This is a genomic window from Paenibacillus sp. P32E (assembly GCF_001909085.1).
GTDB lineage: Bacteria > Bacillota > Bacilli > Paenibacillales > Paenibacillaceae > Paenibacillus_AQ > Paenibacillus_AQ helianthi.
In genome coordinates, this window is the sequence record NZ_LVYY01000013.1 from 110,765 (window position 1) to 126,580 (window position 15,816).

The 15,816-nt window shown below is 52.3% G+C and carries 11 protein-coding genes; 7 read left to right on the forward strand and 4 right to left on the reverse strand.

The genetic code is table 11. The features are described from left to right. Positions 1-30 precede the first annotated feature (30 nt). Genes A3848_RS13640 through A3848_RS13650 form a run of 3 tightly spaced genes read right to left on the reverse strand, consistent with a single transcriptional unit; the run spans position 31 to position 4,392 of the window. Complete coding sequence (locus A3848_RS13640; RefSeq protein WP_074085489.1) at positions 31-1,620, reverse strand: glycoside hydrolase family 43 protein; 1,590 nt, start codon at positions 1,618-1,620, stop codon at positions 31-33. Then, positions 1,620-3,596 carry a YjhG/YagF family D-xylonate dehydratase gene (locus A3848_RS13645; RefSeq protein WP_083612142.1) on the reverse strand — a complete coding sequence of 659 codons (1,977 nt, stop codon included), beginning with the start codon at positions 3,594-3,596 and terminating at the stop codon, positions 1,620-1,622. The genes A3848_RS13640 and A3848_RS13645 overlap by 1 nt, the downstream gene beginning before the upstream one ends. Positions 3,597-3,633: 37 nt before the next feature. Next, complete coding sequence (locus A3848_RS13650) at positions 3,634-4,392, reverse strand: IclR family transcriptional regulator (protein ID WP_074085490.1); 759 nt, start codon at positions 4,390-4,392, stop codon at positions 3,634-3,636. Positions 4,393-4,491: 99 nt separating this feature from the next. Between A3848_RS13650 and A3848_RS13655 the strand changes: the two genes are divergently transcribed. Continuing rightward, on the forward strand, positions 4,492-5,406 hold the full coding sequence (locus A3848_RS13655) for a dihydrodipicolinate synthase family protein (RefSeq protein WP_074085491.1): 915 nt from the start codon (positions 4,492-4,494) through the stop codon (positions 5,404-5,406). 427 nt (positions 5,407-5,833) lie between these two features. On the opposite strand, the gene A3848_RS13660 is transcribed toward A3848_RS13655, so the two are convergent. Beyond that, positions 5,834-6,805, reverse strand: coding sequence for a LacI family DNA-binding transcriptional regulator (locus tag A3848_RS13660; RefSeq protein ID WP_074085492.1), 972 nt, complete (start codon positions 6,803-6,805; stop codon positions 5,834-5,836). A gap of 139 nt (positions 6,806-6,944) precedes the next feature. Between A3848_RS13660 and A3848_RS13665 the strand changes: the two genes are divergently transcribed. From A3848_RS13665 to A3848_RS13690, 6 genes are all read left to right on the forward strand, one after another. Next, positions 6,945-8,366 (forward strand): glycoside hydrolase family 1 protein, encoded by a 1,422-nt coding sequence (locus A3848_RS13665; RefSeq protein ID WP_074085493.1) that lies wholly within the window; start codon positions 6,945-6,947, stop codon positions 8,364-8,366. A gap of 211 nt (positions 8,367-8,577) precedes the next feature. Beyond that, entirely contained in the window at positions 8,578-10,365 is a 1,788-nt protein-coding gene (locus A3848_RS13670) for a sensor histidine kinase (protein WP_074085494.1), read from the forward strand. Next, positions 10,358-11,917: a response regulator transcription factor gene (locus A3848_RS13675; RefSeq protein ID WP_074085495.1), complete on the forward strand. Its 1,560-nt coding sequence runs from the start codon at positions 10,358-10,360 to the stop codon at positions 11,915-11,917. Before A3848_RS13670 ends, A3848_RS13675 begins: the two co-directional genes overlap by 8 nt. A 124-nt stretch (positions 11,918-12,041) precedes the next feature. Further along, entirely contained in the window at positions 12,042-12,998 is a 957-nt protein-coding gene (locus A3848_RS13680) for an ABC transporter permease (protein ID WP_074085496.1), read from the forward strand. Between the two features lie 9 nt (positions 12,999-13,007). Then, positions 13,008-13,910, forward strand: coding sequence for a carbohydrate ABC transporter permease (locus A3848_RS13685; RefSeq protein WP_074085497.1), 903 nt, complete (start codon positions 13,008-13,010; stop codon positions 13,908-13,910). 75 nt (positions 13,911-13,985) lie between these two features. Further along, positions 13,986-15,737: an ABC transporter substrate-binding protein gene (locus A3848_RS13690; RefSeq protein ID WP_074085498.1), complete on the forward strand. Its 1,752-nt coding sequence runs from the start codon at positions 13,986-13,988 to the stop codon at positions 15,735-15,737. Positions 15,738-15,816 lie beyond the last annotated feature (79 nt).

Sequence of the window (15,816 nt, forward strand, 5' to 3'; positions counted from 1 at the left end):
CGGCAAAATAACGGCTGGCGGGAAGGACACTTAATCCCCTGAAATCTCCTTGTACTCAAAATAATCAAAATCCGCAGCTTGAAAGGTTCCGCTGAGGTCTTGAACGCACATTCCGATAAAAGTTCCCGTAAACCTGATATACGCCGGGAAATCATCGGACAAATGACATAGATCCAGGCTTGGGCCGATTTTCTCCCAGCTTGTATTGCCTGCACTGTAATAAAACTGAGCGGACTCCCGTAGGATGATTACCTTCAGCCGGCAGCTTGCTCCAGGCAGCAAAGGAATCTGCGCACAAACAGAATCATCAAAAACGCCGTCCATAGATCGGACGATGCCCAGACACTTGCCCAGTTCCTCATCATGGGTAATCCGTAAATACACGTAATCCTTCGTATCATAGTAGATGATCAGACCGGCCATCTGCTGGAAATGCTCCGGTTCGAATTCCATCCCGGTTTCAGCACTGCAGCAAAAAGCCTGCTGGCGCATGGCAACCAGACTCTGGCGGTGCAGGGAGCTCATGGACTCTCTTCCCAACAAGCGTAGAAACCCTGGCCGTTCCCTGAGCGAAAGCCAGGATTCATCGGCAGGAACACGCAAGGTGCTCCAGCGGATATCCAGCACCGGCTTGTCAAAATCATCTCTCTCCACAGGTGACGGAAAGGGCTGAGCCGGAATATCCGGGCCTTCCACTGTAAGGGAGGGCTGGTTCGTTCCATCCGCAAGGGCCAGCCATTCATCTTCTGTGAAGATACAGCGTTGAATCGCTGTCTCCCGGCCCAAATTGCAGTACTTCTCCTTCACCGGACGGCCGCACAAGTGAACCATATACCATTCATCTGTATGCGTATGGACCAGACAGGCATGCCCTGCCTTTTGAAGCTCCAGGTCCCTGTTGCCTGCTGAAGTCAACACCGGATTGCGGGGATCGGTTTCATAGGGTCCTTCCATATTCCGTGACCGGGCAACTGTGACAGCATGGTTATACTGAGTGCCCCCCTCAGCCGTAATCAGGTAATACCAGCCGTCTTTCCGGTACAAATGAGGGCCTTCCGTCAACCCGAGCTCTGTACCCTTATAGATAGGAATTACCGGCCCGATCAGCCGTTTCAGCGCTGTCGAATACTCCTGTAGAACAATTCCGGCAAAGCTGTTCTTGTGTGTCCGGTGATCCCACAGCATATTAACCAGCCATTTACGCCCGTCCGTATCATGGAACAGGGACGGATCAAAGCCGCTGCTGTTCAGATAGACCGGCTCAGACCAGGGACCTTCGATATCCGGGGCGGTAACCAGATAATTGGGAGTATCCTTGAAGGCTCCCTGTCTGCTCTTGACGTCGGTATATATCAGATAAAAGATTCCATTGTCGTAGCTAAGACACGGTGCCCATACTCCGCCAGAGTCCAGGTCTCCTTCCATATCCAGCTGCGATTTGCGGGTCAGCGCATGCGTGAGCACCCGCCAATTCACCAGATCACGGGAATGGTGGATTCGGACACCGGGAAACCATTCAAATGTAGAAGTGGCAATATAATAATCCTCCCCGGCTCTGCAGACGGACGGGTCTGGATGAAACCCGCAGAGAATCGGATTCTGAATCAGATTTCTGCTCATCATTTCCACCCCAATGCCTGCCGGCCTGCTTCGAGCGCGGCAATGATTTTGTCGGTATCATACACGCAGCCTTGCCAGGTTCCGCCACTGGCGGCCTGCAGCGCTGCCCACAGTCTGGTATCGTCCGGAAACCCCGGATCGACAGCAAGGAACGGATGGGCGGTCCGGGAGGCCAGAATCTCCACTCCTTCTTCCGGTGAGCCCGGCTGTTCGCCATCCCCTACCAGATTCACACTTCCTTCAAGCTTGACTGTATCGATAATGACCTCTACCCAGTCGCCATCCCGGAGTCTGCCAAGCGGTCCTCCCGCCAGCGCTTCCGGACCGATATGTCCGATGCAGGCCCCCGTGGACACACCGGAAAAGCGGGCGTCGGTGATCAGTGTAACGTACTTGCCAAAGGGCAAGTGCTTCAGTGCGGATGTCAATTGGTAGGTCTCCTCCATTCCGGTTCCACTGGGTCCGCGGCCAATGACGGCAAGAATATCCCCGGCTTGGATGAGTCCGTCCTTGATGCTCTTAATCGCGTCCCTTTCCGCAGTAAAGACCTTAACTCTCCCCACATGCCTGTATACGCCTTCACTGTTCAGAACCAAGGGATCAATGGCTGCCGATTTGATGACCGAGCCTTCTGGAGCCAGATTACCTGTCGGAAAAGTCATTGTGGAGGCAAGTCCCTGCCGTGCAGCCTCCCGGGGACTCATAATAACAGTATCCGGATCAATGCCATCCGCCTCTCTCAAACGGCTTCGCATATCCTGCCGTCTCTGCGAGGTTTCCCACCAGTCCAGATTTTCTCCAAGCGTCCTTCCTGTTACCGTCCGAACCGAATCGTCAATCAGTCCCAGCCGGCGCAGATGGAGCAGCACTTCAGGAACACCTCCCGCAAGAAACACGCGGATCGTCGGATGCGGAACAGGTCCGTTCGGCAGCACACTGACCAGGCGCGGGGTCTTTCGGTTGACTTCATTCCAATCTTCAACGGTTGGAACGCGCAGCCCGGCGGCATGGGCGATGGCAGGCAAATGGAGCAGCAGATTGGTGGACCCTCCGAACGCCGCGTGAACCACCATGGCATTGCTGATCGCCTGGTCTGTCAGAATATCCTTCATGACCATACCGCTATGCTCCATATGCAAAAGCGCACGGGCAGACTGGCGCCCCATATTCTTCCACACAGGCTGCCCCGAGGGGGCCAGCGCAGAATGCGGGACCGACATGCCGAGCGCCTCGGCAATTACCTGGGCCGTCGCGGCAGTCCCCAGAAACTGGCATCCGCCGCCGGGTGTTGCGCAGGCTCTGCATCCGAGGTCCGCCGCCTCTTCCAGGGACAGCTCTCCATTGCTGAATCTGGCTCCGATGCTTTGCACTTTACCGGCATCCTCTCCTTGAACAGGAGGCAAAGAGACTCCCCCGGGTACAATTATTCCGGGAAGATCCCGCATGCCTGCCAGCGCAAGCATCATCGCAGGTAACCCTTTATCGCAGGTAGCTACCCCCAGTACCCCTTTTCGTGTAGGCAAAGAACGGATCAACCGGCGCAGGACCATCGCCGCATCGTTCCGGTATGGCAGGGAATCGAACATGCCCGACGTTCCCTGGGAACGGCCGTCGCAGGGATCGCTGACATAACCCGCAAAAGGAATCCCCTGATGTGCAGTAATTTCATGTGCAACTTCCTCCATCATCAGGCCAATTTCCCAGTGCCCGGTATGGTAGCCAAGAGCCAGCGGACTGCCATCCTCGCGCCGAATCCCCCCCATCGTGCCCAGGATGAGATATTGAGGCCGATTCAAATGGAGCGGATTCCAGCCCATGCCCGAATTCTGGGTCATTCCGAATATTTCACCGCTTGGGGCACTTCGCAGCATATCACCCGTTATAGGGAGTCTGCCTAGCGGCCCTGCCGCAGCTGTATGTACAGGTGCTGACTGTTCCGGTGCCTCACGCATGATCTCTTCCAGGCTTATTTCCATTCTGAACCCTTCTTTCTTCTTGTTTGGATGTCCGGCATTAAGATAAAGACAGCTTCTTTGCCAAAAGGATAACCGCTTCAGTGACAGCTTCCTGTTTATCGGCATAAGCATGTCGCAGCATGGAGGCGCTTACTGCTGCTGCCGCATTCCCGGAAGCATCGAGGATAGGCGCAGCCACACAGCAGATCCCTTGAATAATCTCTTCCTGATCTATGGAATATCCGCTGCTGCGGATTTCGGCCAATTCTCCCGTAAATTCATTCCAGTCTGTCAAGGTCTGTGGCGTGACCTGAGATAAGATCTTGTCGGGGTACCGCTTGTCTAACTCATCCGGCGGCAGCAGTGCAAGCATCATCTTCCCCATTGCTGTCGCATGAGCGGGAAACCTCATCCCCGGGCTTGACTCCAGCTTCACCAGTGATGGCCCTTCCTGCTTGGCCAGATAGATAATCTCACTCCGGTCCAGTACCGACAGCTGAAAGGTTTCGCCAACAGCCTTAACACTCTCTGAGGAAGCCTTCAGAAAATGCTCCACCAGGTTGTAATTCTGCTTATGCGACTCATTGAACACTGTATTGAGATACGCGACCCCTTCCCCGAGCGCATAGGCTTCCTTCTCATCCCGTTTCACCCATTTCAGAACTTCCATCGTCCGCAGCAAGGAAAACATCGAGCTTTTATTGATGCCCGTTGCATCGCACAGATCGGTCATTTTACATTCCCCCGGCTTCAGGGAAATCGCATTCAGAATCAAATCGGCCCGTTCCAAAGCAGGAACCCAATATTTACGCTCCAACCCATCCATCCCCTCTCTATAAAACAATAATTGATAAACCCCATCAGGTTCAATATAATAACCTTGTGTTTATAGTATCAAACCTGGAGGCGAAATAAAATGAATATTATTCATGCAAATGCAGGCATTATCCCCCCTGTTCCCACCATATTGAATGATAAGCAGAAATTTGACCGTTCTGGAATGCAGCTTCTGATCGACAGCTTGGTCGACAAAGGTGTTCATGGCTTGTTCTTCCTGGGAACCGCCGGGGAGTTCAACCAATTTGATGCGGGGGAACGGGAGGAGATTGCGGAGTTTTGCATTGACTATACGGCAGGCCGCCTCCCGGTCTGGATTGGAACAGGCAGCAATACGACCTCCGAAGCCATCCGCCTCACCCGGCATGCTGACCGCAGCGGGGCTACCGGCGTTGTCGTTATCAATCCTTACTACTGTAAGCTAAGCGGGCAAAGTTTGTTTACACATTATGCCTCTATTGCCGAAGCCTCCGGGCTGCCCCTGATGCTGTACAATTTCCCGGCCCTTACCGGCCAGGATTTGAGTCCTGCCTTTGTCAGCCAACTTGCGGCCCGCTACTCCCAGGTGGTTGGCATCAAGGAAACGGTGGACCAGCTAAGCCATATCCGGCAGATGATTCTGCAGGTTAAGGAAGTGAATCCGGCATTTGCTGTGTTCTGCGGCTTTGATGAATATTTGCTGCCCACCCTTGCAGCAGGCGGAGCCGGGGCGATTGCAGCCAGTGCCAATTTTGCTCCGCAGCTTATGCTGGGCTTATATAAGAGCTTTCAGAATAATGATTTGTCAGCGGTGCTTGAATACCACCGGAGAGTGATTCAGATTCCGCCGCTGTATACGCTAGATGATCCCTTTATCCCGTCAATCAAAGAAGCAGTGCGTCTCTCGGGTGTTCCGGTTCCTGTCTTCAGCCATGCCCCGGCAACCCCATGGAACGAAGAGAAAGAACGGCAATTGAAACAAATTTTCAGCAACGCTGGGATTCCTTGGGGCTGATAGGATAGGGATTTTTAAGAGGAACCAACCGCCGGCGCTGCAACAACGGCATTTCTGCCGTTGTTGCAGCGCTGTGCGCATTTCGCCCGACTCCTCTGTGAGCACTTTACGTGGTCCATACACTATAAATCTGCGATGATGCGGACAGGAGATCCGATATAGGGGCGGATCAGCAGATCAACCGGAGAAGGTGAATTTTTCGCAAAATAACATCTTCTCTGTCCGCTTCATTCTGCAGACGGGCCCGATTGCTCTTGCAACGCCTACAACTTATCATCTGATGCTCCCAAGTTATTCCTGCTTTTTTGTCATGGCATAGTTTCCTCGTAAAGAAATAAAAAGAAAGATGAGGCAGACCATTTAAATGGCCCGTCTCATCTTTGAGAATTATAAAAGAATTCGCCCCGCAGCAACCCCACGATCAAGCTCAGGTAGTCACCCGCTTGACCAGACTGAACTGCAGCTTCTGCTGCACGGACTCTGCTTGGTTCAGCTTCTCCAGCAGCAGATAGAAGGCGTTCTGCGCCTGGGCGGCAATCGGGTTGTCAATAGAGGTGATCCCCAGCGTATGCGCGAGCTCCGTATTGTCAAAGCCGACAATCGCCAAGTCTTCCGGGACCCTGATCCGCTGCCTGCGCGCTTCATTCAAGAGCCCGGCCGCCACCAGATCGTTGGCGCACAGCACGGCATCCGGACGTTCTCCGCCGCCAAGCAGCAATTCCCGGACCACCCGCTCTCCATCGCGGATCGAATAGATGCCGGTAAGCGACCATTCGTGCCGTATAGGAAGATGGTGCTTCTTCATCATCTCCTCATACGCCTCCAGCCGGCTGAGCGTATTCATGCTGCTAGGCCGGCCAAGCGCGTTAGCAATACGGGTGCACCCTTGTTCAATGACATGCTCCACACCCAGCTTGTACCCGTCATATTGATTCATGGCGACCGAGCGGATCTCCGGAAGCTCCATCCGCTGCCAGGAGACAATCGGGCCGTATTTGCAATAAGAGCCTAACAGGGCATGATCGTTGACACAGGTGATTATGACCAGCGCATCCACTCTTTTTCTCCGCAGATCCTCAAAGGCCTTCAGTTCTTGCTTCGCATCTCCGCCCGAGGTATAGACAATGGTCTGATAACCGTTCTGGCTGGCCGTCTCCACAAAGCTGTTCAGAAAAGGCAGCATCGCTTCGTTGATCCCCTCCGCACACATCCCGATCTGCAGGGTTCGCCCTTTCGACAAGGAGACGGCATTGCCGTTTGGAACGTAATCCAGCTGCTTCATAATGGCCAGAATGGTATCCCTTGTCTCCGGACTGACATGAGGGGAGTTATTCAGAACCCTGGAGACTGTTGCTTTGGAGAAGCCTGCCAGCTTCGCAATTTGATCCAGATTCGACATGATCTATCTCCTTACACCCATAATCTTTTCAAAATAACACTTGACATGTAACGCGTTACAACGGTTAGCATTCAACCTGAAGGAAACAATATTAGCTTACCATAAATCATCCAATACCCTATCAAAGGCGGGATCTCAAATGAGTGTACAATTTCCGGACGGATTTCTGTGGGGCGGCTCCGTAGCCGCGAACCAGTGTGAAGGTGCGTATCAAGAAGACGGCAAAGGCTGGTCCACCCAGGATGTGGCTCCGCAAGGCATCAAAGGCCCGGTTACGAAGGTGCCTACCGAAGATAATCTGAAGCTCACCGGCATAGATTTCTACCACCGGTATAAGGAAGACATCCGGCTCTTTGCCGAAATGGGCTTCAAGGTGTTCCGCACCTCCATTGCCTGGTCACGGATCTTTCCGAATGGCGATGAAACCGAGCCGAATGAACAGGGGCTGCAGTTCTATGACGACCTGTTCGACGAACTCCATAAATACGGCATTGAACCACTGGTCACCCTCTCCCATTATGAAACACCTCTGCATTTGTCTAAGCAATATGACGGCTGGGTCAACCGCAAGCTGGTGGGATTTTATGAGCGTTATGCAAGAACAGTGTTCACCCGTTACAAGGATAAAGTGAAGTATTGGCTGACCTTCAACGAGATCAACTCGATTCTGGAAGAGCCGTTCATGAGCGGAGGGATCTATACTCCGAAGAAGGAGCTTAGCAAGCAGGACCTCTACCAGGCTATACATCACGAATTCGTTGCCAGCGCCCTGGCGGTAAAGATGGGTCATGAGATTAATCCCGAGGCCAAAATCGGCTGTATGGTGCTGAGTATGCCGACCTATCCGCTCACACCGAATCCGGATGATGTGATTGCAGTCATGGAAGCCGAGCACAAGAACTATTTCTTTGCCGATGTACATGCACGGGGCATCTATCCAGGCTACATGAAACGTTTCTTCAGAGAGAATGGCATTGAGATTCATATGGAGCCGGGAGATGCTGATATTCTGAAGCACACGGTGGATTTCATCTCCTTCAGCTATTATGTGAGCCTCTGTGAAACAGCGGATAGCAGCAAACGTGCGGAATTGGAAGGCAATCTGTTCAGCGGTGTGGCCAATCCATATCTGAAGGCCAGTGAATGGGGCTGGCAGATTGATCCGCAGGGCCTGCGCTATGTCATGAATATGTTCCATGACCGGTATCAGAAGCCGTTGTTTGTTGTAGAGAATGGACTGGGCGCCGTGGACAAGCTGGTTACGGGTGAAGATGGCCTACCGACGGTCGAGGATGATTACCGGATTCAATATTTGAACGATCACCTGGTTCAGGTAGGTGAAGCCATTGAAGATGGCATTGAAGTCATGGGATATACATCGTGGGGCTGCATTGACCTGGTCAGCGCCTCTACAGCCCAGATGAGCAAGCGATACGGGTTCATATATGTTGACCGTCACGATGATGGCTCAGGCACCCTGGAGCGATACCGCAAGAAATCCTTCCACTGGTATAAGGATGTCATCGCCACGAATGGTCAAAGCCTGCAGCGCAGCAACTAAGCCATATTCAGAAAATTTGTACAGTTGGAAAGCGTTCTGCAACACAGCTAGAAACAGGACAACGGGAAATGAGACCCGTTGTCCTGTTTTTTTACATAAAGATCATAACTAAGGACAATAAATGCATAAATGGTTACATATATTGGGATTGCATTTCACGTTATACTTTCGTGTAAGCGTTATCAACCATAAAGATGGAGGTGTTATTTTCTTGTATGCCCGTATCATTACCCTGATGAACAATTTGCGGCTCAGAACCAAGCTATTCTTGTCCTTTGGCTGTGTCGCGCTGGTTCCGGTATTGATTGTGGGGGTGTTCCTGACGAGTGAGCTGCGGAATATGGCGATGGGCAATGCCCTGAAACAGATTACAGCCAATGTAGACCGGGTGAAGAAGCGGACCGGCGAAATGCTGAATGTCCCCCTCGACATCGCTTACCGTCTGTCCAATGACAGCCGCTTGGAGGAGGCCGCCAACCACCGGTACGTGTCAGTATACGATGTGGTGCAAGCCTACTGGAACTACCCCGATTTTCGTGAATTCGTCCGGCTGTACCGTGAAATCTCCAGTATCCGCCTGTATATCGATAACCCGACGGTTCTGGACAACTGGGAGTTTCTACAGGCGGATGAGCAGGTCACACAGGAGCCCTGGTACCAAATCGCGATGGCCCAGAAGGGGCTCGTCTGCTGGAATTATATTCTCGATACCCGTGATGGCCAAAATTATCTCAGCCTGATCCGCAAGGTTGATTTTTTTAAGCAGCGGACCTCCGGGGTTCTGGTTGTGAACGTAAATACGGACAAACTTAACAGCATCCTGAACCAGGAATCCTTTGAAACCCTCATTGTGGACGAGAACGATCACATTGTGGCCTCCAACCGCACGGATACCCTCGGCAAAACACTGAATGATATTGACTTCAAGGCCGTATCCGCTGCCGGACAAGGGCCCTATGACGTATCGATTGACGGCAAACCTTTCAAAATGCTGATTGATGACTGGCAGCCGGGAGGAAGCCTGAACAGCCTGCGCATCATCTCGATCTTCTCCGTGGAAAGTATTGTCAGGGAGCCCAACCGGATTATTTCGCTGGCTTCTTCAGTGATTATCTCCGCATTAATTATGGCCGTTCTGCTGATCTACTATTTCTCGCGGCTGCTCACGGGACGGATGCTGCACCTAAGCAAGCATATTTCCAAAGTCGGGTCCGGCAATCTGGAGGCCACCCTTGTGATTGACGGTAAAGATGAAATCGGCCAGCTGGCCAGACAATTCAATCATATGGTGCGGAACATTAACGACCTGATGCGTGAGGTCCAGGAATCCAACCGGCAAAGAAATGCCACCCTGCTGAAGCAGAATGAGATCAAATTCAAAATGATGGCCAGCCAGATCAATCCCCATTTTCTGTTCAATGCCCTGGAATCCATCCGGATGAAGGCCCATGTCAGGGGACAGGCTGATATTTCGCAGGTTGTGCGGCTGCTGGGGAAGATGATGCGCAAGAACCTGGAGGTCGGCAACGGGATGATCAGCCTGCAAAGCGAGCTGGAAACCGTGGGCTGCTATCTGGTTATCCAGAAATTCCGCTATGATGACAGGCTCGCTTATGAGCTTCACGTAGATCCCAACGCAAACCTTGTGCAGATTCCCCCGCTCATTATTCAGCCGCTGGTGGAGAACTGCGTGGTCCACGGGCTGGAAGATCAGATCGACGGCGGCATGGTCCGGGTGGATATCCGTATTGAAGACGAGCAGCTCAAAGTCCAGGTCTCAGACAATGGAACCGGCATTTCCAAAGAGCGGATGCAAGAAATCCGGGAGATGCTTAAGGACAAGGATGACTATGAAACCAATAATATCGGGATGCGCAATATTCATTTGCGGCTCAAGCTGACATACGGCCCGGAATACGGGCTGACCCTGGCAAGCCAGAACGGCTTCGGCACGCAGATCAGCTTTGCGATTCCCCTGAGGAGAGATTCTTATGTATAGTGTACTGATTGTGGATGATGAGCTGGCGATCCGTGAGGGACTTGCGGCACTGCTGGATTGGGAGAGCCTGGGCTATCAGGTCGTTGATACTGCAGCGAACGCCATAGAAGCGAAGCAAAAATATGAGCTCTATTCCCCGGATCTGATGATTGTCGATATCCGGATGCCCGGCAGAGACGGTCTGGAGCTTATTCAGGAGCTGCGGGAAGATGACCCGGAGATGCACATCATCATCCTCAGCGGGTATGCGGATTTCAGCTATGCCAAGCGTGCGATGACTTTTGGGATCGACAATTATCTGCTGAAGCCGGTGGACGAGGATGAACTGCATCGTTATCTGTCCACTCTGTCCGCAGAGCTTGCCGCACGGGTCGTCCACCGGAAGAAGCATGCCGCCGTCAAAATATGGAGCCGGGAAATGCTGGTCCAGTCCCTGCTGATGGAGAACAACCCGCAGGCATCGCCCTCCATGGATGCATCGGTGCTGGAATCCGGCCTGCTCTGGGATTCCTATCAGGTCGTCCTGATCCGGCTGCTGCTTCAGGACCACGCGGACAACGGCCCTTCAACGGCTGTCAAGACGAGGCTTGCGGCCAGCTTCGAAGAACAGGAGTGGGGCATTGTCTTCTCACTGGACTCTTATTTAGGCGTTTTGCTGCAGCCTTCGTTTCAGAAGGAGCTTGTACGCAAACTGATGGTCCAGAATATTCAGGAAGCTGTAACCGCCCAAGGGCTCGACTGTATCATAGCCGCGGGCGATATGGTGGACACGCTGCAGGAAGTCCCCCGCTCCCACCAGTCGGCGCTGGCCCGGATGAAGGAGCATTTTTTCTACGATGAGCCGGGGATGATCGGACCGGACTCCCTCAAGCTGAAGCAAGGGCTGCCTGTAAACAGCGAGGAAGTGGAATCCAGCCTCACGTCTGTGATGGAACGGCTGTTTTTTGCCATGGATATCGGGAGCCGTGAGGTCCTATCCTCTCTGATCGGGGAAGCCGGAGAGCTGATGATCGCCGCCTGTTATTCAGAAATGGCGATAAAATCGCGTTATGTACGCCTGGTCACCTATCTGATCAACAAGCTCTCACTCCATTACAGGGAGCTGGACCAGCTGCATAGCGGAATGGATGAGCAAATTGAGCAAATCTACAAGCACACCTCCCTGTCCAGGCTGCAAGCGCATGTCATACATCTTCTGGAGCAATATGCAGGCGGAATAGCCCATGACGATATGGAGGTCTTAATGAAACGGATGCTGGACCTCATCCACCGCCATTCCCATGAGAATCTGAAGCTGGATACACTGGCCGAAGTGTTCACTTACAGCAGCGCCTATCTAGGCAAGCTTTTCAAGAGCAGCACGGGCCTCTCCTTCAACAGCTATCTGGACAAAGTCCGCATCGAAAAAGCCAAAGAACTGCTGGACCAGGGCTGTAAAATCCATCAGGCCGCAAGCGAAGTCGGCTTCAGCGATGTGGATTATTTCCGGGAAAAGTTCAAGAAGGTTGAAGGCGTTTCCCCCTCCGACTACCGCAGAAAAAGCTCTGTATGAACTCTTTTTTTCAGAAAACGCTTACGAAAAAAGCGGATTCCTCCCGGTTTTTTAAATCAAATGTTCGGGTGTTTCCCGGATTGCCCGTGGATTATGATAAGGCCATATCGAAGGAGGGACATAAATGAAAGCGATTACCGCTAAAGTCGAGCCGGTGCCTAAGAAGCCTGCCTCACGCTTTTGGCCAAAGTTCCTGGAGCAGAAATATCTCTATATGATGTCTGTTCCGTTTGTGCTTTGGGCATTTGTATTCAACTACCTGCCTTTGTGGGGATGGACGATGGCGTTTCAGAAATATAAGCCGGGTAAATCCTTTTTCGAGCAGAAATGGGTCGGGCTGAAGTACTTCAAGGAGCTGTTCCAGGATGAGCAGTTCTTCAACGCCCTCCGGAACACACTGGCAATGAGTATCATGGGCCTGCTGGCCGGATTCATTATTCCCATTATCTTCGCCGTCCTCCTGAACGAGTTGCGGCTGATGTTTCTGAAACGTTTTGTACAGACGGTCTCCTATCTGCCCCACTTCGTGTCCTGGGTGGTTGCTGCCGGGATTATTACCAAAATGCTCTCTACCGACAATGGTGCGGTGAACGACCTGCTGATGAGTCTGCATCTGATTAGCGAACCTATCCAATTCATGGCCAAAGGCAACATGTTCTGGGGCATCGTCACCGCTTCCGATGTCTGGAAGGAAACCGGCTGGAACACGATCATCTATCTCGCGGCCATCTCGGGCATCGGCCCGGAGCTGTATGAAGCAGCAAGAGTAGATGGTGCCAGCCGGCTGCAGCAGGTGCGGAACATTACCTTACCGGGTATCCGGACGACGATTGTAATCCTGCTGATCATTTCCATCGGCCACTTAATCAGTATCGGGTTCGAGAAGCAGTTCCTGCTGGGCAACAATCTGGTGCGTGACTATTCCCAGACACTGGACCTGTACGCACTGAACTACGGGCTCGGCATGGGACGCTTCTCCTTCGGTACAGCCATCAACATCTTCAACTCTGTGGTGAGTGTGATTCTGCTGTTCGTCGCGAACGGTATTTTCAAAAAAATAACCAAGGAAAGCATCATTTAGGAGGCCCTTATGCTGAATAATAAACTGGCCGCCGCGTCCTGGTCGGACCGTATCTTCGATTTGGTAGTCTATGTTGCGATTACCGTGGTGACCATCGCCACGTTATATCCTTTTCTGAATGTGCTGGCGATTTCTTTTAACGACTCTACGGACAGCATCAAAGGCGGGATTACCGTGTTTCCCCGCGTGTTTACGTTCAAGAACTATGAGACGATCTTTGCCTATTCCGGGCTGATGACCGGTCTCAAGATTTCCGTTCTGCGTACAGTCATCGGCACGATCCTCGGACTGGTCAGCGCCTCTATGCTGGCTTTCACCCTGAGCCGTGTGGACTTTCAGGCACGCAAGCTCGTCTCTACTTTTCTGGCACTGACAATGTATGTCTCGGGCGGTCTGATTCCCTTCTACATTCTGATCAAGAATCTGCATATGATGGGGACCTTCGGCGTATATGTCCTCCCCGGTCTTGTCAGCGCATTCAATGTATTCGTCATCCGTTCCTTTATCGATGGCCTGCCTTACGCCTTGCAGGAATCCGCCAAGCTGGACGGGGCCAATGACTTCACCATTTACTGGCGAGTCATTCTTCCGCTGACCAAACCGGCGCTGGCGACCATTGCCCTGTTCCTGGCCGTCGGCCAGTGGAATGCCTGGTTCGACACCTATCTCTACAACGGTTCCAAGGACGGGCTGACTACCCTGCAGTTTGAGCTGATGAAGGTCATCCAGAGCACGACCACCAATGCGGATAATTTCCGCGGCCGCAATATGACCGAGGTGATGGCGCAAATTTCCCCCGAATCCGTCAAAATGGCGATCACGATCGTGGTTACCGTTCCTATCCTGGTCATCTATCCGTTTCTGCAGCGCTACTTCGTCAAGGGCATGACGCTGGGTTCAGTAAAAAGCTAGTCCGCTTGCGGTATCATCAGGCTTTGCCTGTGTATACAATACATTTTTGACGAGAAAAAGGGAGGGTTTCTATTCATGACAAGAAAGAAAGTGAAACCGTACGTGCTGCTGATGGTCTTGACCTTGCTCCTCAGTGTGCTGGCAGGCTGCAGCGGTTCGGGCAATAAGAAGAATACGGCAGACAATGCCGAGGCTACTAAGGCTGCTAATGGAGGCAATGCCAGTCCAACTGCAGAGGCTACGGCGAAAGCCGAAGATTTAAGCCCTCTCACACTCTCCTTCTTCGCAGAAGATCCGAATCCGAACTGGAATAATATGAAGGACGATGTCAGTAAACAGATCACTGAAAAAACTGGCGTTACTCTCGATGCGGAATTTGCTGTGGGCGACCCGCAGCAAAAAATCGCCCTGATCGCAGCAGGCGGTGAATATCCCGACATCATCTCCGCCAAAGCCGATATCGGCAAACTGGTCGATGCCGGAGCGGTGATCGATCTGACGGAACTTATCGATAAATATGCGCCCAACATCAAGCGTGTGCTCGGCGACAACCTCGCCCGGGCGAAGTATACCAATGAAGACCAGTCCATCTATGCCATCCCGACCTGGGCAGCGGTAGATGAGAAGAAATTCGTGGCCGGCGGCGGATTCGAGCTGCAGCACCGGGTGGTGAAGGAAGCAGGATATCCGGAGATCAAGACGGTTACGGATTATGAAAATGTGATCAAAGCCTACCTGAAGAAGCATCCGACCGATGAGAACGGCAACAAAAACATTGGGGTCTCCCTGAACGCGGATGACTGGCATATGTACATTTCTGTAACCAACCCTGCCGTGTCCACAACGGGCGGCTCGGATGACGGGGAATACTATGTTGATCAGGAAACACATGAAGCGATCTACCACTTCCGCCGTCCGGAAGAGAAAGAATATTTCCGCTGGCTGAACCACATGAATGACATCGGCCTGCTCGACAAGGAAAGCTTTGTGCAGAAGTATGACCAGTACAAAGCCAAAGTCGCCACCGGACGTGTACTTGGCCTGATTGACCAGGACTGGGACTTCAATGACGCCCAGCAGGCACTGAAGACAGCAGGCAAATTTGAGCAGACCTACGGTCACTATCCGGTAACACTAAAGAAAGAATATAAAGAAACCAGCTTCTGGCCTACCGGCTTCATGGGCGGTTACGGGATCTCGATTTCCAGCACCAACCCTGATCCGGTCCGCACCATCAAGTTCCTGGACTACCTTGCATCCGACGAAGGACAAATTCTGAATAACTGGGGCATTGAAGGCAAGCATTATAAGGTCGAGAACGGCAAACGGGTGGTTCCTGCCGATGTTCAGGACCGGATTAACAATGACAATACAGCATTCACCAAGGAATCAGGCATCGGCTTCTATTGGAATATGATGGTCCACTATGGAGACGGAGCCAAGGATTCGACCGGCAACTATTACACCAAGAACTTCCCTGAACAGCTGGTGCTCGGCTACAGTGACGTTGAAAAGGAAACCTTAACGGCCTACAAAGCCACCACCTGGAAGGATCTCTTCCCGAAAGAAGAAGAATTCAAGGAAAAAGCATATGGAGCCGCATGGAACATCGCCATTCCGGGCGAGGATGAGGTCTCCATTCTGGGCAACAAAATGAGAGACATTACGTGGAAGCGCATTCCTCAAGCCATCCTGGCCAAACCGGCTGACTTCGATAAAATCTGGGATGCCTACATGGCAGATCTAGACAAAGCCGGAGTGAAAAAAATGGAACAGGGCTATACCAAATTTGTGCAGGACCGTGTTGCATTGTGGAGCGGTAAATAAGAGCAGAGTACACCAGCAAAGGGCGGCGTCCATCGCTTTAAGCCCATCCTGCTCAAAATAACATGGGGTGCCCCAAAGT

What these genes read in the sequence shown, in the direction of transcription:
- A3848_RS13640 (WP_074085489.1), bottom strand. Translation starts at nt 1,620, where the DNA reads ATGAGCAGAAATCTGATTCAGAATCCGATTCTCTGCGGGTTTCATCCA.
- A3848_RS13645 (WP_083612142.1), bottom strand. Translation starts at nt 3,596, where the DNA reads ATGGAAATAAGCCTGGAAGAGATCATGCGTGAGGCACCGGAACAGTCA.
- A3848_RS13655 (WP_074085491.1), top strand. Translation starts at nt 4,492, where the DNA reads ATGAATATTATTCATGCAAATGCAGGCATTATCCCCCCTGTTCCCACC.
- A3848_RS13660 (WP_074085492.1), bottom strand. Translation starts at nt 6,805, where the DNA reads ATGTCGAATCTGGATCAAATTGCGAAGCTGGCAGGCTTCTCCAAAGCA.
- A3848_RS13665 (WP_074085493.1), top strand. Translation starts at nt 6,945, where the DNA reads ATGAGTGTACAATTTCCGGACGGATTTCTGTGGGGCGGCTCCGTAGCC.
- A3848_RS13675 (WP_074085495.1), top strand. Translation starts at nt 10,358, where the DNA reads ATGTATAGTGTACTGATTGTGGATGATGAGCTGGCGATCCGTGAGGGA.
- A3848_RS13680 (WP_074085496.1), top strand. Translation starts at nt 12,042, where the DNA reads ATGAAAGCGATTACCGCTAAAGTCGAGCCGGTGCCTAAGAAGCCTGCC.
- A3848_RS13685 (WP_074085497.1), top strand. Translation starts at nt 13,008, where the DNA reads ATGCTGAATAATAAACTGGCCGCCGCGTCCTGGTCGGACCGTATCTTC.
- A3848_RS13690 (WP_074085498.1), top strand. Translation starts at nt 13,986, where the DNA reads ATGACAAGAAAGAAAGTGAAACCGTACGTGCTGCTGATGGTCTTGACC.